Raw genomic sequence first — 21224 nt, 5'->3', positions numbered from 1 at the left:
TTTCCTTGATTTTAAAATCTTTATGGTTGCATAAAATCTTCCCGAATTGGGCTAAATACGTCTGTCAAAAGTCCGCTTTCCAGACAAACCACTCCATGAATTGCGTGAGGCGGAATATAAAAACTGTCACCCTCTTTTAAGGTTTGTGTCACGCCATTAATCGTTACATCAAATTTCCCACTCGAAACATAGGTTACTTGTGTATGATAATGTTCGTGTAAAGTTCCCACTCCGCCTTTTTCGAAATGAACATTTACCAGCATTACTCTGTCATCATAGGCAAGGATTTTACGTTTGATACCTTCACCTACAACTTCCCACTCTATTTCATCTCCTTTTATAAATTCTTTGCTTGTTCCAAAACTTTGCATCTCTTTCTGATTTTATTCTTACAAAATTAAACTTTTAAATTATTTCAGCCTAAAGCAATTCTTTTAAAATAAAACTACAGCTTGTTTTAATTGACTGAAATGAGTCGCCTGCAAAATTATTTTCCTGCTCTAGAAAAAAATGTTTCATTCCGGATTTTTTTGCTTCCTTAAAAATGGTTTTAAAATCTATAGATCCGGAACCAATTTCTGTATTTAAAGCCTGATCAATCTTATCCATATCCTTAACGTGCCACATTTTAAAACGCCCGGGATTTTCTTTGAATAATTGTAGCGGATCATTTCCTGATCGAACCACCCAATACAAATCCAGTTCAAAACAAACTAAATTTTTATCTGTTTCCTTTAATAAGATTTCGTAGCCTGTAATTCCGTCATGTTTTTGAAACTCAAAATCGTGATTATGATATGCCAGTTTTAAACCCGAATTTGCACACAACTTTGCAGCTTCATTTAATCGGGCAGCAATCTTTTTATAATCCTGAATGTTTTTTCTAAACGGTTCATCAACCCACGGAATGGTTAAAAATTCGCTTTTTAAAATTTTAGCAGCATCAATTGCAGCAATCAGTTCCGAAGTATTTCCATCGTATAAAAAGCTTCCTAGGTTATAATGTCCGCTAACTGCTTTTAATTTATTGGCGTCCAATATCTTTTTAAGATCCAGCGGCGAAAGCCCCCAAAACTGATCTTTAATCGAAAAACCATATGTTTCAACAGTCGTAAAACCAGCGGCGGCTACTTTTTCTAAAGTCGATTTTACATCTTTGGCAATTTCATCCCGTAAAGTATACAATTGTAATCCTATTTCTTTTTTATCCATAGTAAAAGCTAATGATGGCAAGGCTAAAACTGCTGTTGTAGCCAGACTGGTGTTGATGATAAAGTTTCTTCTTGTGATCATATATTTTAAAGCGAGCGAATTAGTAAACTAAAAATAGATTTTCGAAATTAGATATAAACTCTTGAAGAGCAATATTGGTTTCGCCGTTTATAATTTTTCCCTCTTCATTAATTTTTCCGCGAATACCCTGCATCAAAAGTTGTGTGTTTTCGTCAAGTTGGGCCTGTAGCGTTTTCATAATCAAAATTAATTGTTCGTGCGCCATTTCGCCAGAAGCAGAAGCGGTGATTAATCCGACCTTTTTATCTGAAAAAATAGTAGTCGAAACACACCATTCTAATGCATTTTTTAAACTTCCCGGCAAACTAAAAACATATTCGGGAGTACAAATTAGAACTCCATCGGCATTTTCTATTTTAGTTCTAAAGGCAGCCACTTTTTCGGGAGGATTTTCGTTATCCAAATCCGGATTAAAATGAGGTAATTGATCTAATTCTTCAAATATTTCAAGCTCAAACCAATCTGAAATTTGTTCTGAGATAAATTTTAAAATCCTGTAATTACTTGAATTACCTCTTGTACTGCCTGATATGGCAAATATCTTTGTCTTTTTCATTCTTATTTATTGAATAACTCCAAGGTCTTTTTTCATCAAATCAAATCCATCAGTTAAGTTATTCCTTTTAAAATATTTTTCTAAATCGGTTAATCGTTTTTTATTATCGTAGGGTATACAGGAATTCAGTTTTCTTTGGCAAACAGAACATAATCTTATTGAATGCCTGTCGGTTTCATCCATGCTATTGGTGCCATTCATCACACAATTTGCATTTGTACAATGATGCAGACCAAACATATGCCCAATTTCATGAGAGCTTATTTTGAGTAATCGTGATAAACATAAATTAAAATTTTCTGAAGTTAATTTGCCATCCTGTAATCTGTAAATTGAACTCACGCCTACTTTATCACGGTAAGAAGCCAAACCAAAAACATAATTCCATTCTGGTTTAGGATACAAATCCAGTTCTGAAAGTCCCATTAAAGCAATTCTGTTTACGGGTTTTTCTTCTTTCAAAATATCATTTAAAAGATAACCCGCCAATAATTGTTCATGACCTTCTGCAATCATTCTTCTGGCCGAATTTGGAACTACATCATTAGCAATAGGATCTAAAGTTTTTGTTTTTAATTGAAAGTAAATTTCTAAATATTCATTGGTGAGCTCAATTTGTCTCTTTTGCAGAGAATTAAAATTCCCGATAGGTCGTATGTAAATAATATTGGCATCGTTTGTTGGAACGATATGTTTAGATCTAAAATACTGGTCGAAAGTTTGTCCTTTTTCTTTGCGGGAATACAGCCAATCGCCATAAACAACCTCAGGCATCTTAACGTCATTCGCTTTTATTTGCTTAAAATAGGATGCTTCTTGAGGAATTTCTTTTGGAATCCCTTTTAGAGTTTCTTTAGGTTTTTCTTTGTCGCAGGAACAAAGTAGGATAAGAAATAAGAAGACTATTTTTTTCATATACTTTTTGTTAAATATATTCAAAAAAACAATTATTCGTAATTTCTATTTTAATTTTTATCACCAAATGTTTTTCAACATTTTTATTTGGAAGAAAGTATTACGAGAAAATTATACATAACTAAAAACCAAATCTTTATTCCTCTCCTTCACCTTCCTCAAAATTATCAAAATAGGTAAAGTCTTTAGTAATCAATCCATTCTCGAAAGTAAAAATAGTACAGATAGGCAGTTCGAATTTAGAATTGTCCGGCGCGGTTCCGCTCGAGATAAATTCTACAATAATATGCTTTTCTCCCGAAGGATAAATCTGAACGACCTTATCATGCAAATCAGGAAAAATTTGGTTTAATTCAGCGTATTTTTTTTCGATTTCCTGGCGCGACTGCTTTACAATTCCCGGCCCTAAAGAAGGATCCTTAAAATCTGCCGTCTCGATATACATTTCCGACATTTTTTTCCAGTCATGTTTATTAAAATACTCAAAATATTGTTTGACTAACTTTTCATTTCTTGAAGTATCCATAGGTTTTGATTGGTTTTGATTATTGCAGGAAATAACTAAAAAAACTACAATAAGGATTATTATTTTTTTCATAACTTATTTTTAAATCTCTATAAATCAACTTATAATGATTTAAATATATAAAAAATAGAGATTGCAATAACAAAATTGCAATCTCTATTCATAATATCGATTTATAAATAACTATTTTACAGCTATTTCCTGAGGCGTGTGCTGTTGTTTATCCTTTTTATAAGAATAAATTTTACCTTCTTTATTTACATATACATAGGTATAGTCCCAATAATTTGGACCCGCGATTCTTGAACCTTCTTCGTTATTAACGTTCGCGTAAACTTGTTCGCCATAAATAAGAACTTCTCCCTGCTCTGCATTATCTATACTCCGAATTGGCGTTCCCCAACTCTTTATCAGATTTTTTTTAGATTGACCAATCCATTTATCACTTGAGCTCTTAGAAGAAGAACAGGAATGCAAAACGAAAATTGTAAGTAAGAAAAGTATTTTTTTTATCATGATAATAATTTTAAGGTAAATAATTTACAGTATAATATTAGACGATAAAGGGCCGAATAAAATTACATAAAAATAGTAACTCATTACATAGTTCCCATATATTTAATTGTTTAACAAATTGTTAGGTCAAGATTTAGTATATTATTAAAAAATGGCTTTTATATTAATTATTCGTCAAGATTCTTCATTTTCTAAAACTTTAAATTTCTCAAAAATTAACTTTGTATCTTTGCCGCTTAGAACTATTTGAAGAAAAAAAATGCGAATTGACATTATAACGATTTTGCCTGAATTATTAAGAAGCCCTTTTGAGGCTTCGATTATGAAACGTGCCATAGACAAAGGCTTGGTCGAAGTACACTTTCATAATTTACGTGACTATACTACAAACAAACAAAAAAGCGTAGACGATTATCCTTTTGGAGGTGGCGCCGGAATGGTAATGACTGTTCAGCCTATCGATGCGTGTATAACACATTTGAAAAGTGAACGCGAATACGACGAAATCATTTATATGTCGCCTGATGGAGAAACGCTAAATCAAAAAATGGCCAATACCATGTCGATGTATGAAAATATCATCATTTTATGCGGACATTATAAAGGTGTAGATCAGCGAGTTCGTGATCATTTTATTACCAAAGAAATTTCGATTGGTGACTATGTTTTATCCGGAGGAGAACTGGGAGCTTTAGTTTTATCTGATGCTTTAATCAGACTTATCCCTGGTGTTTTAAGTGATGAAACTTCAGCACTAACAGATAGTTTTCAGGATAATTTACTTTCAGGACCTATATATACAAGACCAGCAGATTATAAAGGATGGAAAGTTCCTGAAGTTTTAACCAGCGGCCATTTTGCAAAAATCGACAAATGGCGCGAAGATATGGCGTATGAACATACCAAAAACAGACGCCCAGATTTGCTTGAAGGACATTAAGAAAGTTTTCAGTATTCAGTCTCAGTTTTCAGTCTCAACGTTCTGAAAAGTGTGATTCTAAACTGGGACTGAATACTAGATAAAATAATGAGTGATTTTAATCTAAAACGTATTTATAATACACGGAATTTCATTGAGATGAATTACAATCAAATCATCTCAATAAATTCTCTTGAAGATATTTCCAGCTATTCCTACAGAAACCTACAGCGCGTTTTTTATTCTTTATTTAAAGAAACAATTGGCGCTTACCAAACCCGACTGAAAGTCGAAAACGGATACAAGAAACTTTTGTATTCTAATGCACAAATTTCAGATATTGCGCTTGAAGTGGGATTTGCAGATGTACAATCTTTCTCGAAAACTTTCAAGAAACATTTCAATTGTTCGCCTTCTGTTGCGCGAAATCAAAAAGAAGCTTTACTTAATGACATTCATCCGCAGGAAACTATTTCCAGCAATCTCAAACCTGAAATTCTTTTTATTCCCGAAATAACAGCTTATTATTCGAGCTGTAAAACTTCGTATATCAATCCTGAAATCGAAGATCTTTGGGATGCATTGTTAGAGAATGAAATAACCACTATTTCGGACTTTTTTGGCATTATTACAGATGATCTCGTGATTACCGAAAAATCGAAATGTACTTATGAAGCTTGCATTGTTACCGAAACTGTAATTAAAAATCTTCCTTCAAAAAAGCTTTTTGGCGGTAAATACGCTCGATTTCTTCATTACGGAAGTTATGAAACGTTAGAAGATACTTACCAGCAAATCTTTGGCGCATGGTTTCTTAATAATGATATCGAAATATCGCATTTGCCCGTTATTGAGCAGTATATAAAAAACGATTCAAATTGTAGTACATCAGCCGATTATCTTACGGCGATTTTATTTCTCTTATTTAATTTGTCCATTTTGGACAACTACGCAATTATGCTTTAGAAATACATTTGTACCGTCAAGTTATCGATACAAAATGACGCTAAACATTTACAATTAAATCAACTAAGATGAAAAATCTATTTCTAACATTATTATTCCTTCCTCTTCTTTCCTCTTGTCAGGGAGATGAAATAAACGCGATTACAGACGAATTAAAAACTACCGAAGTTATGTATACAATGCCCGAAGAATCTGCTCCGCATGAAGGAACGTGGTTGCAATGGCCGCACCAATATCAATACGGAATTGATCATAGAAACGATTTAGATGCTACATGGATTGCCATGACTAAATCCTTAATACAAGGCGAAAAAGTATTCATTATTACTTACGACGCCGTTGAAAAAAACAGAATTAAAACCTTATTACAAGAATCGGGAATTTCTTTATCTTCTATAGAATTTAAAATATATAAAACCGATGATGTCTGGGTACGAGACAACGGACCTATTTATGTCAAAGACAAAAACAATCAATTAGTGATTCAGGATTGGGGATTTAATGGCTGGGGTAAAAAAGCTGATTTTTTAAATTGTAATACAATACCTATGCAAATTGCAAAAGATCAAAAAATCAAGGTTTTAGATTTAAATACCACTATGATTAATGAAGGCGGCGCTGTAGAAATAGACGGAAACGGTACTTTGATGGCGACAAAAAGTTCGATATTAAATTCGAATCGCAATCCCGGAATGACGCAACAGCAAGCCCAAGCGTATTTTAAAAAGTATTTAGGAACAACAAATTTTATTTGGCTTGAAGGAAAAGCAGGAAGAGAAATCACCGATATGCATATTGATGGTTTTGCACGTTTTGGCAACACAAATACTATTGTAACCATGAACGAAAATGATTTGTTGTATTGGGAAGTTCCGCAAAATGATATTACTACTTTATATAATTCAAAAGACAAAAACGGAAAAAATTATACTTTTCTAAAACTGCCTTTATCTAAAAACAATGTAGTAACCACTTACGGCAAAAAATTGGGTTATAAAGGCTCGTATGTTAATTTTTATATAGGCAATACAGTTGTTTTGGTGCCTAACTATAATGATCCAAATGATATCGTTGCTAATAATCTGATTCAGAGTTTATATCCATCCAGAAAAGTAATTGGTATTGATGTTCGTAATTTATATGCCAATGGAGGAATGATTCATTGCGTTACGCAGCAGCAACCGAGATAAGTAAAACAAATTCCAAATTCTACAAATTCCAAATCACAACGTATCAACCAGTTACACAATTGGAATTTGGAATTTATTCTCATTAGAATTTGATTTTAATTTATTGGAATTTAATTTATTTTAATTACATTTGCACCCGAATTAGACTAACCTCTGGCGAGATCCGTGAATGTTGCTCTATATAAAAAACATAATTACAAGATATCATGGCAGATTTATTAAAATTCGTTCAAACCGAATTAGTTGCTAAAAAAGATTTCCCTGTTTTCGGAGCTGGAGATACTATCACAGTTTACTACGAAATTAAAGAGGGTGAAAAAACAAGAACTCAGTTTTTCAAAGGAGTTGTTATTCAAAGAAGAGGTTCTGGTAACACAGAAACTTTTACTATCCGTAAAATGTCAGGTGCAATTGGAGTTGAGCGTATCTTCCCAGTAAACTTACCAGCTTTACAGAAAATTGAAATCAACAAAAAAGGAGCTGTACGTAGAGCTAGAATTTTCTACTTCAGAGAACTTACTGGTAAAAAAGCTAAGATTAAAGATAAAAGAAGATAATCATTTATCTAAATGTTATAAAAAACTCGTTTCAATTGATATGAAACGAGTTTTTTTTATGCCTGTTTTTAAAATTTTCAGAAGCTAGATTTCCACTTCTATCGTGGCTAGGACAATCGTTTTCATAAGAGCTTTTAGTTTACTTTTGGCTTTCTTGTTCTGTCAAATACAACTGTAGATACCCTTGTCAAAATTTAAAACTTTGACAAGGGTTTAGGTTATCTAATATTCGCAATCTTGAATTCGCAATCTTGTCATTTCGACCGATGGGAGAAATCACACTAGAAAATCCGCAATCAAAACCGCCAATCTTTGCCGAATCCCGCGTGTGATTTCTCGCTCCTCTAAATAACAAACTCTACGGATTACTTTCCAGCTTCGGAACGCAATCAAAATCGTCAATCTTTGATGAGTTTCTTACGAAGAGTTCTCGTTCGAAATGACAAGATTGCGAGATAATTATGCTTAATAACCCAAAAAATATTGTTATACCGTTTGCGTGAGGGATAGAAGTGGAAAGACGGATAGCCCGACCCGGAGGAATACGCCCAAAATAAAAAACCGACATTCATAAAGCATCGGTTTGTATTTTAATGAAAAATTGGTGTTCTATTTTTTCAATAGTTTTTCGAAATGTTCTGCTTTTACTTCTGATTCATCAAAACTGTAATTTTTTAATACCAAAATCATCGATTTGATAATTTAAAGACCTCGAAATAACAATCTGATAATTTCGGCATTTCTCAGGAAAACTACACCGTTTTCGGACTGTTTTTATTATATTTGCTCCGCTCATTCTGAGCCGACTATACCTTTTACATCGCTGCATCCTGGCGATACGATTATAAAAAAAAAAAAAAAATGACACAGAATTCAAAAATCTATTACACCTTAACTGATGAGGCGCCATTATTAGCGACTTATTCTTTTTTACCTATTGTTCAGGCATTTACTGCTACTGCTGGTATTGCAATTGAAACTAGAGACATCTCTTTGGCAGGTAGAATTTTATCAAATTTTCCTGAAGTCTTAACAGATGCTCAAAAAACAGGAGATGCTTTGGCTGAACTGGGTCAATTAGCTACACAGCCTGAAGCTAACATTATCAAATTACCAAACATTTCTGCATCAGTACCTCAATTAAAGGCAGCTATTGCTGAATTACAATCTCACGGTTACAAAATCCCTGATTTTCCGGAAGATCCTCAAAACGATGCTGAAAAAGAAACTAAAGCTAAATATGCTAAAGTTTTAGGTTCTGCTGTAAACCCGGTTTTACGTGAAGGTAACTCTGACCGTAGAGCACCAAGAGCAGTTAAGAACTTCGCAAAAGCAAATCCACACTCAATGGGTCCATGGTCTGCTGATTCTAAAACTAAAGTAGCTTCTATGCCAAATGGTGACTTCTATGGAAGTGAAAAATCACTTACAGTTGCAGAAGCTAATGATGTAAAAATCGAATTCATAGCAAAAGATGGTACAACGACTGTTCTTAAAGCAAGTACTCCGCTTAAAGCTGGTGAAATAATAGACAGTTCTGTATTGCACTTAAAAGCATTAAAAAGCTTTGTTGCTGATGCAATCGCTGATGCTAAAAAAGAAGGTGTTTTACTTTCTGTGCACTTAAAAGCTACAATGATGAAAGTTTCAGATCCAATTATCTTTGGCGCTATCGTTGAAGTATATTTTGCTGATCTTTTCAAAAAATATGCAACTTTATTTACTGAATTAAACATTGATACAAGAAACGGTTTAGGTGATATCTACGCAAAAATTGCCGGAAGACCTGAACAAGCTGAAGTTGAAGCTGACATTACGAAAGCTATCGAAAACGGACCAGCTCTTGCAATGGTAAATTCTGACAAAGGAATTACAAACTTACACGTTCCGTCTGATGTTATTGTTGATGCTTCTATGCCGGCAATGATTCGTACTTCTGGACAGATGTACAATAAAGAAGGAAAACAACAAGATACTCTGGCTGTTATTCCGGATCGTTCTTACGCTGGAATTTATACTGCAACTATCGATTTCTGTAAAAAACACGGTGCTTTTGATCCTAAAACAATGGGAAGTGTTCCTAACGTAGGTTTGATGGCTCAAAAAGCAGAAGAATACGGATCTCACGACAAAACTTTCCAGATGAAAGCTGATGGAGTTGTTCGTGTTGTAGACAACAAAGGAACAGTTTTAATGGAGCAAAACGTTGAAGCAAACGACATTTTCAGAATGTGTCAGGCAAAAGACGCTCCTATTCAGGACTGGGTTAAATTAGCCGTAAACCGAGCTCGTTTATCTGATACTCCTGCTGTTTTCTGGTTAGACGAAAACAGAGCGCATGACAGAGAATTGATCGTAAAAGTTCAAAAATATTTAAAAGACCACAATACAACGAATCTTGATATTCGTATTTTAAACCCTATTGCTGCAACTGAATTTACTTTAGACAGAATCATCAAAGGCTTAGATACAATCTCTGTAACAGGAAACGTTTTACGTGATTATTTAACTGATTTATTCCCAATTTTAGAATTAGGAACTTCAGCTAAAATGTTATCTATCGTTCCGTTAATGAATGGTGGTGGATTGTTTGAAACTGGTGCCGGAGGTTCTGCTCCTAAACACGTTGAGCAATTTACTGAAGAAGGATATTTACGTTGGGATTCATTAGGAGAATTTTTAGCTCTTGGTGCATCTTTAGAGCATTTAGGACAAACTTTAGACAACTCTAAAGCAATTGTTTTATCTGAAACTCTAGACGAGGCTAACGATAAATTCCTTGCTAACGATAAATCTCCAGCTCGTAAAGTTGGTCAGATTGATAACCGTGGTTCTCATTTTTACCTTGCTTTCTATTGGGCACAAGCATTAGCTGCTCAAAATAAAGACGCAGAATTAAAAGCAATCTTTACTCCAATTGCTGCTCAATTTGAAGCTAACGAAGCTAAAATCGATGCTGAATTAATTGGTGCACAAGGAAAACCTCAGACTCTTGGTGGTTACTACCAACCAACTCCTGAGTTATTAAGCAAAGCAATGCGCCCAAGTGCAACATTTAATGCAATTATTGCTGAAATAAAATAATATAGAATTTGATAAGGACTCAAATAAATACGCACTAACTGTGCGTGTCTAAAGAGAAACCTTTGAATCTTTGAGTTTTAAAACCTCAGAACCTTTATAAAAAAGATAACTTTAAACGGTTGTCTTTTTTTTGTTTTAAGAAGTAGAAACGGCAGAATATTTTTTAGGTTTAAGACCAATATGTTTTTCAAATATTCTGGAAAAATGACTCAAATTCGAAAATCCCAAACGATAACCGGTTTCAGAAACGGATAGTTTTTCTTCCCGTATTAAATAAGCAGCTTCGTTCATTCGTAACGCCTGGTAGTAATTGTAGATACTATTTCCGAAAATTTGTTTGAATAATTTATTCATTTTGCTTTCGCTCATGTTCGAAATAAAAGCAAGATGAGTTAAATCAGGCGGATTACTAAGATCAGAACACAAAGTCTCTTTTATCGCATACATTGCTTTTACGTCGGCAACATTAAGCGGATAATTGGTAATCGTTTCTCGTTTTGATAATTCGGATAAAAAAAGATAAATCATTTCTTCGGTTTTCAATTTCAAATAAAAATGGCTCAATTCTTCTTCGTTATTTACTAAAGCTATTTTACTCGCCACTTGTTCGATTTCATTCGAAATAATCTGATCGTACAAATAAGGTTTATCGCTTAAAGTAATAGTATTCAAAAACTTATTTTCGGCTTTATCACTAATCCAGCTTTTTAATAAATCCATGTGAATGGTAATCACAATGGTATTAATTTTTGTTTTCTCCGGAATAATAACCTCAATATCTATATCGCCTGCAGACACTTGTACAGAAGGCATTGCAATACTTCGTTTAAGAGCTAAACCTTCAGGATTTTGTGTTTTATCCTGCTGAAATAAATTTCTAAAACTAAAGGTAATTTCATCTTTTCTGGAATTTCCTCCTGCCCTTTTTATGATCATTTCTTCTTTAAACTCACATTGACTGATCATCATGTTGAGTTGAGTTCCAAAATTAAAAGACTTGATATATCCTTCGCCATAAGTTTCAGGCAAGATAAACAATCCGTCATCTGACTTGCTTTTTGTAAATTCTGCTAGTTTTTGAATTAAGCTCATATTCAATTATAAAATACCGTTTACGACTATTTTTAAAACAAAAGTAGCTATTTAATACGCTTGTTGTATTTTAATATTGTACTAACTAAAAATTTAAAAATCATGTCAAAAGTATTATTTCTAAGTATTCCGTCTCACGGACATATGAACCCGATGATGGGTTTAGCCAATGAATTAGTAAATCAAGGTGAAGAAGTTCTCTTTTTCAGTTCTGAAGAATTCAAAAAACCAATCCAAGAACTGGGCGCCGAATTTAAATGTTACAAAGAAGATCTAAATATTTTTCAGAAAAAAGAAGAAAAACCAGTCGAAGATGCTTCAAAAAAGAAATCCTTAACAGGACTTGCAAGCGCTCTGTTGCATCCTGAAGTGTTCATTGATGCTATTTTAGAAGAAATTCAAGGTTTACAATTCGATTATATTGTTTTCTCAGCGGCATATCCTTACGCAAAATTAATTTCTCAAATATTACAAATTCCTTCTGTTTCCTCTTATGCCGTTTTTGCCACCAAAGAGGATCTTTTTAATAAAAAAGCAAGTCCCGGAAATGAACCTCCCAAAAAAGGCCCTTTTGGATTAAGTCCGGAAATTATGAAGGAATTTCAAACAGTTAGAGAAAATTTAATCGAAAAGTATAAAATAAAACTGCCTGAAAACATGATGGATTTATTCTTCAACAAAGGCGATTTAAACATTGTTTACACGTCTAAATACTTCATCAAAAACATTAACAATTACGACGAAAGTTTCCTTTTTATCGGCCCTCCTATCTATAATAAGAAATACAATGTCGATTTTCCTTTTGATAAAATTGAAGGTAAAAAGGTTGTCTATATTTCTCTGGGAACCATTTTTAGTAACCATTCAAAAGACTTAAACAATTTGTTTTTCGATGCCTTTGCAAACACAGATTATGTGGTAGTTATGGCTGCGCACAAAGTAAATCTGGATCAGTATAAAATACCGGCGAACTTCATTATCAGAGATTATGTTCCTCAACTGGAAATTCTAAAACATACAAACGTTGCGATAACTCATGCCGGAATGAATAGTATGGGTGATTTAGTCTATAATAAAGTTCCTTTTGTTTCTATTCCGTTAGGAGCAGATCAGTTTTTCCTGGCAAACAGAGCCGAAGAATTAGGCGCAACAATTGTTCTTGACGTCAACACTTTAACCTCTGAAAGTATTAAAAATACAGTCGAAAAAGTAAATACAGAATCAAGCTATGCAGAGAATATTGCCAAAATAAGTAATTCATTTATTGAAGCCGGCGGATACAAAAAAGCAGTTGAAGAAATTTTCAGGCTAAAAAGCAAGTAAAGCATTGAAAGCCTGTAACAAAATCCTAATATTCTTAACTAATGTTTAACAAATGTTCTGCAACAATATTTAGTAAGAATTATTAACTATGTACTTCAAATACAAGACAATGATTACAAAAAAAATTGGCCTTATTTTTATCCTCCTTATCACCACTATATCTTCATTTTCTCAGGAAAAATTTACTTTAAGCGGAACGATCACTGACTTTAAAAACAATGAAACCCTAATTGGTGTAAATCTTTACATTCCTTCCTTAAAAATAGGAACAACCACCAATGAATACGGTTTCTATTCGCTTACCGTTCCTAAAGGTCAGTATGAAATCGAAATTAGTTACGTTGGCTATCAAACCATTCAAAAAACAGTAGTTTTAAACCAAAATACCAAAAATAATTTTGCTATAAACGAAAGCGGCGAAGAACTTCAGGAAGTTGTAATTAAAGACAATCGAGGAAAAATAAACATCAAATCGCCAGAAATGAGTGTCAATAAGCTCTCTATTGCCACCATAAAAAAAATGCCCGTTGTTATGGGCGAAGTCGATGTTCTTAAATCTATTTTATTACTACCCGGCGTTACCAATGCCGGCGAAGGAGCTTCAGGATTTAATGTGCGTGGTGGCGGAGCCGATCAAAACTTGATTTTATTAGACGAAGCTACAATTTTTAACTCCTCTCACGTATTTGGTTTTTTCTCTGTTTTTAATCCCGATGCGATCAAAGATCTTAAATTATACAAAGGCGGAATTCCTGCTCGTTATGGCGGAAGAGCTTCGTCTGTTCTGGATATTTATCAAAAAGACGGAAACAGTAAAGAATTTCATGTAAACGGAGGAATTGGCTTAATTTCAAGCCGACTTCTTGCCGAAGGTCCTTTGGTAAAAGACAAAGGATCGTTCTTAATTGGCGGAAGAGCTTCTTATGCCCATTTATTCCTGAAATTATCTGAAGATCAAAAAGACAACTCGGCTTATTTTTATGATTTAAACACAAAATTAAGTTATAAAATAAACGATAATAACAGTTTGTATTTGTCCGGTTATTTTGGCCGCGACGTATTTAGCCTGAATAAAAGTTTTACCAATATCTACGGAAATGCGACATTAAACCTGCGTTGGAATCATTTGTATTCTGATAAATTATTTGCCAATTTATCTTTGATTTACAGCGATTACTATTATGGTTTAGATCTTGATTTCGTAGGTTTTAAATGGGATTCGGGAATCAAAAATTACAATATCAAATACGATTTCAAGAATTACATCTCAGATAAATTCAAACTTAACTATGGTTTAAACGGAATTTACTATGAATTCAATCCCGGAACCATCAAACCCAGCAATGATAAATCAGGAATTAATCCTGATCAATTAGATAAAAAATACGCTTTTGAACCGTCTGTTTATATTGAAGCAGAAAATCAGCTTTCGAAAAAAATCACAATTTCTTACGGATTACGCTATAGTTTATTTTATCGCTTAGGCGCTTCGACAATCAATTATTACGATAATAATGAACCTGTTATCTTCAATACTGATATGCAGATTTACGAAAAAGCGACGCCAACTTCAACCAAATATTTTGGTAAAAACAAAGAGATTCAAAGTTATAACAATTTAGAACCGCGATTCTCTGCTTCTTATCAATTAAATGATGACCAAGCCATAAAAGCGAGTTACAACAGAATGGCACAATACCTTCAATTGATTTCGAATACATCATCGCCTACGCCGCTTGATGTCTGGATGCCAAGTGATAATTATATCAAACCACAAATTGCAGATCAGGTAGCATTGGGTTATTTTAGAAATATTAATGATGGAGCCTATTCTTTAGAAGTTGAAACTTATTACAAGAAAATTAAAAACAGATTGGATTATATCGATGGCGCCGATTTAATTGCCAATGATGCTATTGAGCAAGTTATCCTAAACGGCCGTATGCGCTCTTATGGCGTAGAATTTATGGTAAAGAAAAACGAAGGAAAACTGAACGGATGGATTTCCTACACGCTATCAAAATCCCAACAACAAACCCCGGGAAGAACTCCTGAAGAAACCGGAATCAATAACGGACAATGGTATAGTTCTGCTTACGACAAAACACATAATTTAGCTGTTACTTCTGCATATACATTAAACGAAAAATGGTCTTTTGGTGCTAACTTTGCGTTGCAATCCGGTCAGCCCGTTACGTATCCAAACGGTCAGTACGAGTATTTAGGCATTACGGTTCCTAATTACGGACAAAGAAATGAAAATCGTTTGCCTGCTTATCATCATCTGGATATTTCGGCAACTTTAACACCAAGAAAAAACAAAGACAGAAACTGGAAAGGCGAATGGGTTTTCAGTATTTACAATCTGTACAATCGTCATAATGCTGCTTCAATTAACTTTCGTCAAAATGTTGATACCGGAGCAAATGAAGCCGTTCAAACCTCTATTTTTGGAATTGTTCCTGCGGTGAGTTATAATTTTAAATTTTAAGCAACTTTCTGTAAAAAGAAAACAAAAGATATATCATGAAAAAAGTAACCTTATTCATCGTCCTTTTTATCTCGGCTTTCTTTGCAAGTTGCGAAGAAGTTGTAGACGTCGATCTCGATACTGCGCCGCCAAAATTAGTAATCGAAGCCGCTATAAACTGGCAAAAAGGAACCGCAGGAAAACAACAAACTATAAAATTATCTACCACAACGGGATATTTCGAAAACGTAATTCCAACAGTTTCCGGAGCAAGCGTATATGTAACAAACAGTAAAAACCAGCAATTCTTTTTTTTAGAAGTTCAAAAAACCGGGCGATATGTATGTTCCAACTTTATTCCCGTAATCGACGAGAATTACACTTTAACCGTAATTAGTAACGGAAATACCTATACGGCAACCGAAACAATGAAATCAGTCGCGCCCATTACCCGAATTGAACAAAACAATGAAGGAGGTATTACAGGAGATGAAATCGAAGTACGCGCTTTTTATAACGATCCTGCTGATGCAGATAATTTTTATCTGTACAAATATGTATATTCAAATAAAGTTACCTCAACCTACTATGTTAGCGAAGACAAGTTTTTTCAGGGTAATGAATATTTCAGTAAATCAGACGACGATGATTTAAAAATTGGTAATGAAATCGAGATCACACATTACGGAATTTCAAAACAATACTATAACTACATGAGCATTATGGTAAGTATTGCCGGCAGTAATGCTGGCGGACCTTTTCAATCGCCACCTGCAACCGTAAAAGGAAACATTATCAATACTACCGACAAAGCCAATTATCCGTTAGGTTACTTTTCGTTAAGCGAAATCGACACAAAAAAATTCAAAATACAATAATCAGAAGTATGGAAGCCAGAATTGAAATTTTACCAGAAAAAAAACTAATTGGGAAACACATAGATATGTCGTTTATCGAAAATAAAACGTTTCAACTATGGAGTTCCTTCATGCCAAAACGGAAAGAAATTAAAAACGTAATCGATTCCAATTTATATTCCCTTGAAGTTTTTCCTGAAAAGCATTTTGATAATTTCGATCCTAATAATAGCTTTCAAAAATGGGCCGCAGTCGAAGTTGCTGATTTTGATACAATTCCTTCAGAATTTGAAACTCTAATAATCCCAACCGGATTATACGCTGTTTTTGTGCATAAAGGTCCGCAAAGCGAAGGCCATAAAACCTATCATTCTATTTTCGTAGAATGGCTTCCTAACTCCGAATATACAGTAGACGAAAGACCACATTTTGCTGTAATGGGAGAACAATACAAAAAAGAAGATCCTGATTCTGAAGAAGAAATCTGGATTCCGATAACCCTTAAAGCTTAGCATTATGTTGATCGAAACCCTGAAATCGCTTTTCAATAGAGATCTCAATCAATTAAAAGTCGAAATAGAATCATATCAAAACGAAAGTCAGCTTTGGGTAATTGACAAAAACATCTCCAATTCAGGAGGAAATTTGTGTTTGCATTTAATAGGCAACATTAATACCTACATTGGAGCGGAAATTGGCAAAACAGACTACATCAGAAATCGTCCGTTAGAATTTTCATTAAAAGATATTCCCAAATCAGAACTAATCAATAAAATTGAAGAAACAATTCTAGTTGTAAACAAAGCCCTTGATAACCTAACCCAAGCCGATCTGGAAACCATTTACCCGCAAATTGTTTTCGAAAAAGAAATGACAACAGGTTTCTTTCTCGTTCATCTCTCCACACATCTCGCCTATCATTTAGGACAAATCAATTACCACAGAAGGTTATTTTAAGTTTGCATTCGCAGTTTTCAGTTTTCATTCACAATTTGGAAATTCTAAACTTTGAATGAAAACTGAGACTGAGACTGAAAACTGAGACTAAAAAAACCCTCAACATATGTAAAGGTTTAGAAATTAGAATTGTGCAAACTTTGCATCATTAATTCAATATTTCGAAAACATGAAACATGTACTTTTTACCCTATTTTCACTTTTTGCCTTTACCACAAAAGCGCAAACCTTTAAAAATCCCGAATCGTTATTCGATCCCACACCATACGGTTTTAGCCACGCATCATCGGTTTCCGGCCCTGGAGAACTGGTTTACATTTCCGGACAAAGCGGCGCTTTAGGAAAAGAACATACTTTAAGCAACAGTTTTAGAGAACAAACCAAAGTAGTATTACAAAACATCGTAACCGTTTTAGACACCTACAATCTAAAACCCGAAAACATTATGAAAATCACGATTCTAATCGTAGACCATTCGCCAGAAAAACTAAAAATATGGAACGAAGAAATTAGAAAAGTCTGGAAAAACAAACCTTTTCCCGCAAGCACATTAATTCCCGTTTCCAAACTAGCCATCGACGGAATGCTAATCGAAGTTGACGCTACAGCTTTTAAAGCATCAAAATAGTTTTTCACCATTAAGATATTAAGGAAGTTAAGTTTGGATATCAAACCCAAACCATTTAAAAATCCTTTTAATCTTAATAATCTGTGGCAAAAAAAATCTAACCATTAAGACATTAAGTCTCATTAAGCAAAAAAACTTAATTTTCTTAATATCTTAATGTTAAAACAAAAACATAAACCCCAACTTTTGGTAAAAAAAATCTAAAATCTAAAATCTAACCTCAAAAATCGTATCCTTTCGTACATTTACGGCACATTTCAAATCAAAAACTAAATGTCTTCACACCATATCGTACGCGACGACCAGGAACCCGCTTTAATTATTGCCAACGGAGCAGCATGCAATCCTGAATTATTAGGACAATTGCTCGAATGGTCGCCTCTTGTTATCGTGCTCGATTCTGCCATCGAAAGAGTGATTGATTTAGGCATAAAAGTCGATGTACTTTTAGGCGATTTTGATCATGGATTTGATCCTGAAATTTACAAAACATCACAATATCCTATCGAAATTGTCCATACCCCGGATCAGGATAAAACCGATCTGGAGAAAGCTTTTGATTATTTAATCGACAGAAAAATCCCTGCCGTAAACGTTGTTTGGGCCACCGGAAAACGTGCCGATCATACCATTACAAACCTTACCAATATTGTTCGTTATCGCAATTTGCTTAAAATTGTTATTCTCGACGACCATTCTAAAATATTCCTGTTACCAACAAAATTCGAGAAATGGTATACGGCAAAAACCCCGATTTCATTGATTCCAATTGGAGTGGTAAACGGAATTAATTCCACCAATTTACTCTATCCTCTAAAAAACGACACCTTAACAATTGGTTATCGAACCGGAAGCAGCAATTCTGTTCTTCAGGACGGTTTGGTCAGCATTACCCATACCGATGGCGATTTATTGTTAATGGAATGCATGGATTAGGAGCTATTTGCTGCTGTCCACTATATCTTTTCCTGGCTAAAGGAGCCAGAAAAAGGATGCCGCTCCCATCAGGGCTAGGGCAATCGTTTTCATAATTATCATTTCCCGGAAAAAGAATGCCTATCTTTGCACGGAAATTTAGAAAATGAAAGCAACAGACAATTCCGAAAAAAACAATTTACATCCTCGAAACCTACACCGTTCCCGTTATGATTTCGAACTTCTTATTGCAAATTGTCCTGAACTAAAACCACAGGTGGCCATAAACGTTCACGGAATCGAAACTATTGATTTCAGTAATCCTGTTTCGGTAAAATTGCTTAATAAAGCCTTATTACAAACCTACTACGACATACAAAACTGGGATATTCCTAAAAATTACCTTTGTCCTCCCATTCCCGGAAGAACAGATTATATCCACTATCTGGCTGATTTATTAGCCGAAACCAATAACGGAATCATTCCGCAAGGATCTTCAGTTTTAGGTTTAGATATAGGAACAGGCGCCAATTGCATCTACCCTATTTTAGGAAATGCCATTTACGACTGGAGTTTCGTAGGCACTGATATCGAGGAAAAAGCAATCGAAAATTGCAGTAAAATCATCGAGGCCAATCCAAAATTAATTGATGCGATAAGCTTACAGCAACAAACAGAATCTCGTTTTATTTTCAAAAATATTATCACGCCCGAAGACCGTTTTACCTTCACGATGTGTAATCCGCCTTTTCATTCTTCTGCCGAAGATGCGAATCAAAGCACTGTGCGTAAAGTTTCCAATTTAACCAAAGAAAGAAAAAAAACAAATCCTGTTTTAAACTTCGGAGGTCACAATGCCGAATTATGGTGTGATGGTGGAGAAATTGGTTTTATTACCCAAATGATTTACGAAAGTGCAAAATTTGCCATGCAAACTTTGTGGTTTACCACCTTGGTTTCAAAAAGAGAAAATCTTTCGAGCATTTATAAAACCCTAAACAAAGTAAATGCCTCTTCGATAAAAACAATCGATATGGCTCAAGGCCAAAAAACAAGCCGTATTGTAGCCTGGACTTTTTTAAGCGAAAGCCAAAAAAAAGATTGGAAGTTTTAAAATACTGACCTTAAATACAAAACATTGAGTTTTATTATTTGTTTTTAGTAAATTTACTACAAAATAAATTAATAAACTATGGCAGAATATATTGGTTATCTCGCATCCTTTTTTATTGTTGGAGGTTTTTTGTTAAAAAACCTTAGAGCAATCCGGTTCATTAATATGTTTGGTTGTATTTGCTTTGTAATCTATGGTATTTTTTTAAATGATTACCGGGATCTTAACCAATGGCTTTTACCTGTAATCATTCCAAACGCGATTTTAGCTTTGGTACAAGTGTATTATTTAACATCAAAAAAGGCACAATCTTAAAATTATGATACTTTAAAAGAAAATTTTGATACATAGTTGATGTACTATAATCGTAACTTTAAGTCTCAAAATTAAATTTACTATGCCTAAATTATACTTCAGGTTAGCAGTATTGCTGCTTTTAATCACAAGTTGTGCTTCGACCAAAAAAGCGAAATTTGATGATTACGTTTTTAAAACCAAAAGCGAAAAACAAGCTTATATAAGTTCGTACGATAAAGCCCTAAAACTTTGGGACATTCCATATTCCGAAGAAAATATCAAAACCACTTACGGAACCGCACACGTGATTATCGCTGGTCCCAAAAACGGAAAAGATCTGGTTTTACTTCACGGAATGGACGCCAGTTCTACCATGTGGTATCCAAACATCAAACCTTTAGCCAAAAACCATCGCATATATGCCATCGATTTCATGATGGAACCAGGAAAATCTACCCTGACTTCAAAATCGCTTTCATTAGAAGAAATCGCGATTTTATACAACGAAATTTTCGATCATTACAAATTAAAGAAATTTGACATCGTAGGCGCTTCCCGCGGCGGCTGGATTGCCACTTTATTAGCCACTCAAAAAAATAATTCGATAGATAAAATAGTCTTATTGAGTCCGGCGCAAACCTTCAAATTTATAGATAAAGTGGGCAAAACAACATCGGCATTAATGCTAAAGCTTTTCCCCAGCGAGAAAAAATTCGGCAAGACATTGAATACATTTTCTACCCATCCTGAAAAAATTAGTCCGGTGTACAAGCGACAATTTTATCTGGCCAATAAATATGCAAAATCAAATTCAAGCATGCTTAAAATGCATCCTTTTTCTGATGACGAATTAAAATCGATTACCAATCCTGTTTTGGTTTTAATTGGCGATCATGATGTCATCAATTCAGACGAAAGTCTGGAAAGAGCAAACAAATATTTAGCTAAAAGCAAAACTCAAATCATAAAAGACGCAGGGCATTTTTTATCCATCGATCAGGCTAAGATTGTAAATGATGCGATGATTATTTTTTTAGAATAATATCTTA

22 protein-coding genes are annotated in these 21224 nt (G+C 34.1%); 15 read left to right on the top strand and 7 right to left on the bottom strand.

What is annotated here, in order from left to right:
* Positions 1-20: 20 nt before the first annotated feature.
* From FLACOL7796_RS14745 to FLACOL7796_RS14720, 6 genes are all read right to left on the bottom strand, one after another.
* Positions 21-371, bottom strand: a complete 351-nt coding sequence (locus tag FLACOL7796_RS14745) for a cupin domain-containing protein (protein ID WP_078008370.1) — start codon at positions 369-371, stop codon at positions 21-23.
* A 49-nt stretch (positions 372-420) separates the two neighbouring features.
* On the bottom strand, positions 421-1293 hold the full coding sequence (locus FLACOL7796_RS14740) for a sugar phosphate isomerase/epimerase family protein (protein ID WP_173971525.1): 873 nt from the start codon (positions 1291-1293) through the stop codon (positions 421-423).
* 19 nt (positions 1294-1312) lie between these two features.
* Positions 1313-1849 (bottom strand): NADPH-dependent FMN reductase, encoded by a 537-nt coding sequence (locus tag FLACOL7796_RS14735; protein WP_173971524.1) that lies wholly within the window; start codon positions 1847-1849, stop codon positions 1313-1315.
* Positions 1850-1855: 6 nt separating this feature from the next.
* Positions 1856-2764, bottom strand: a complete 909-nt coding sequence (locus FLACOL7796_RS14730; RefSeq protein WP_173971523.1) for a Zn-dependent protease — start codon at positions 2762-2764, stop codon at positions 1856-1858.
* A gap of 136 nt (positions 2765-2900) precedes the next feature.
* On the bottom strand, positions 2901-3362 hold the full coding sequence (locus FLACOL7796_RS14725; RefSeq protein ID WP_173971522.1) for a nuclear transport factor 2 family protein: 462 nt from the start codon (positions 3360-3362) through the stop codon (positions 2901-2903).
* Positions 3363-3473: 111 nt separating this feature from the next.
* The gene (locus FLACOL7796_RS14720) at positions 3474-3806 is read right to left on the bottom strand and encodes a hypothetical protein (protein ID WP_232067383.1); all 333 of its coding nucleotides are present in this window, start codon (positions 3804-3806) and stop codon (positions 3474-3476) included.
* 259 nt (positions 3807-4065) lie between these two features.
* Here FLACOL7796_RS14720 and trmD point away from each other — a divergent pair, with 259 nt between their 5' ends.
* From trmD to FLACOL7796_RS14695, 5 genes are all read left to right on the top strand, one after another.
* A complete protein-coding gene (gene trmD, locus FLACOL7796_RS14715; protein ID WP_072956684.1) occupies positions 4066-4746 on the top strand; it encodes a tRNA (guanosine(37)-N1)-methyltransferase TrmD in 681 nt (226 codons plus the stop codon).
* Positions 4747-4833: 87 nt separating this feature from the next.
* A complete protein-coding gene (locus tag FLACOL7796_RS14710; RefSeq protein WP_173971521.1) occupies positions 4834-5691 on the top strand; it encodes an AraC family transcriptional regulator in 858 nt (285 codons plus the stop codon).
* A 68-nt stretch (positions 5692-5759) separates the two neighbouring features.
* Complete coding sequence (locus FLACOL7796_RS14705; protein ID WP_173971520.1) at positions 5760-6881, top strand: agmatine deiminase family protein; 1122 nt, start codon at positions 5760-5762, stop codon at positions 6879-6881.
* 206 nt (positions 6882-7087) lie between these two features.
* Entirely contained in the window at positions 7088-7438 is a 351-nt protein-coding gene (rplS, locus tag FLACOL7796_RS14700; RefSeq protein WP_173971519.1) for a 50S ribosomal protein L19, read from the top strand.
* 861 nt (positions 7439-8299) lie between these two features.
* A complete protein-coding gene (locus tag FLACOL7796_RS14695; RefSeq protein WP_173971518.1) occupies positions 8300-10522 on the top strand; it encodes an NADP-dependent isocitrate dehydrogenase in 2223 nt (740 codons plus the stop codon).
* Between the two features lie 135 nt (positions 10523-10657).
* Here FLACOL7796_RS14695 and FLACOL7796_RS14690 read toward each other — a convergent pair whose 3' ends face one another.
* Positions 10658-11614: a helix-turn-helix domain-containing protein gene (locus FLACOL7796_RS14690; protein ID WP_173971517.1), complete on the bottom strand. Its 957-nt coding sequence runs from the start codon at positions 11612-11614 to the stop codon at positions 10658-10660.
* A gap of 102 nt (positions 11615-11716) precedes the next feature.
* On the opposite strand from FLACOL7796_RS14690, the gene FLACOL7796_RS14685 reads away from it, so the two are divergent.
* The 10 genes from FLACOL7796_RS14685 to FLACOL7796_RS14640 all read left to right on the top strand — a co-directional run bounded on the left by FLACOL7796_RS14685 (position 11717) and on the right by FLACOL7796_RS14640 (position 21217).
* Entirely contained in the window at positions 11717-12937 is a 1221-nt protein-coding gene (locus tag FLACOL7796_RS14685) for a macrolide family glycosyltransferase (RefSeq protein ID WP_173971516.1), read from the top strand.
* A gap of 109 nt (positions 12938-13046) precedes the next feature.
* Entirely contained in the window at positions 13047-15428 is a 2382-nt protein-coding gene (locus tag FLACOL7796_RS14680) for a TonB-dependent receptor (RefSeq protein WP_173971515.1), read from the top strand.
* A 35-nt stretch (positions 15429-15463) separates the two neighbouring features.
* Positions 15464-16285, top strand: coding sequence for a DUF4249 domain-containing protein (locus tag FLACOL7796_RS14675; RefSeq protein ID WP_173971514.1), 822 nt, complete (start codon positions 15464-15466; stop codon positions 16283-16285).
* Between the two features lie 8 nt (positions 16286-16293).
* Positions 16294-16776, top strand: coding sequence for a GyrI-like domain-containing protein (locus FLACOL7796_RS14670; RefSeq protein ID WP_173971513.1), 483 nt, complete (start codon positions 16294-16296; stop codon positions 16774-16776).
* A 4-nt stretch (positions 16777-16780) separates the two neighbouring features.
* Positions 16781-17221, top strand: coding sequence for a DinB family protein (locus FLACOL7796_RS14665; RefSeq protein ID WP_173971512.1), 441 nt, complete (start codon positions 16781-16783; stop codon positions 17219-17221).
* Positions 17222-17390: 169 nt separating this feature from the next.
* Positions 17391-17849 carry a RidA family protein gene (locus FLACOL7796_RS14660; RefSeq protein WP_173971511.1) on the top strand — a complete coding sequence of 153 codons (459 nt, stop codon included), beginning with the start codon at positions 17391-17393 and terminating at the stop codon, positions 17847-17849.
* 273 nt (positions 17850-18122) lie between these two features.
* Positions 18123-18785, top strand: a complete 663-nt coding sequence (locus FLACOL7796_RS14655) for a thiamine diphosphokinase (RefSeq protein WP_173971510.1) — start codon at positions 18123-18125, stop codon at positions 18783-18785.
* Positions 18786-18930: 145 nt separating this feature from the next.
* Positions 18931-19878, top strand: a complete 948-nt coding sequence (gene rlmF, locus FLACOL7796_RS14650; protein ID WP_173971509.1) for a 23S rRNA (adenine(1618)-N(6))-methyltransferase RlmF — start codon at positions 18931-18933, stop codon at positions 19876-19878.
* A 78-nt stretch (positions 19879-19956) separates the two neighbouring features.
* On the top strand, positions 19957-20193 hold the full coding sequence (locus FLACOL7796_RS14645) for a uroporphyrinogen decarboxylase (RefSeq protein WP_173971508.1): 237 nt from the start codon (positions 19957-19959) through the stop codon (positions 20191-20193).
* Between the two features lie 82 nt (positions 20194-20275).
* Entirely contained in the window at positions 20276-21217 is a 942-nt protein-coding gene (locus FLACOL7796_RS14640) for an alpha/beta fold hydrolase (protein WP_173971507.1), read from the top strand.
* The last annotated feature ends 7 nt before the right edge of the window (positions 21218-21224 follow it).

The sequence above is a fragment of the Flavobacterium bizetiae genome (genome assembly GCF_902804475.1).
GTDB lineage: Bacteria > Bacteroidota > Bacteroidia > Flavobacteriales > Flavobacteriaceae > Flavobacterium > Flavobacterium bizetiae.
Note: the sequence above shows the minus strand (reverse complement) of the source record. Positions and strands in the feature narration are given on the sequence as shown.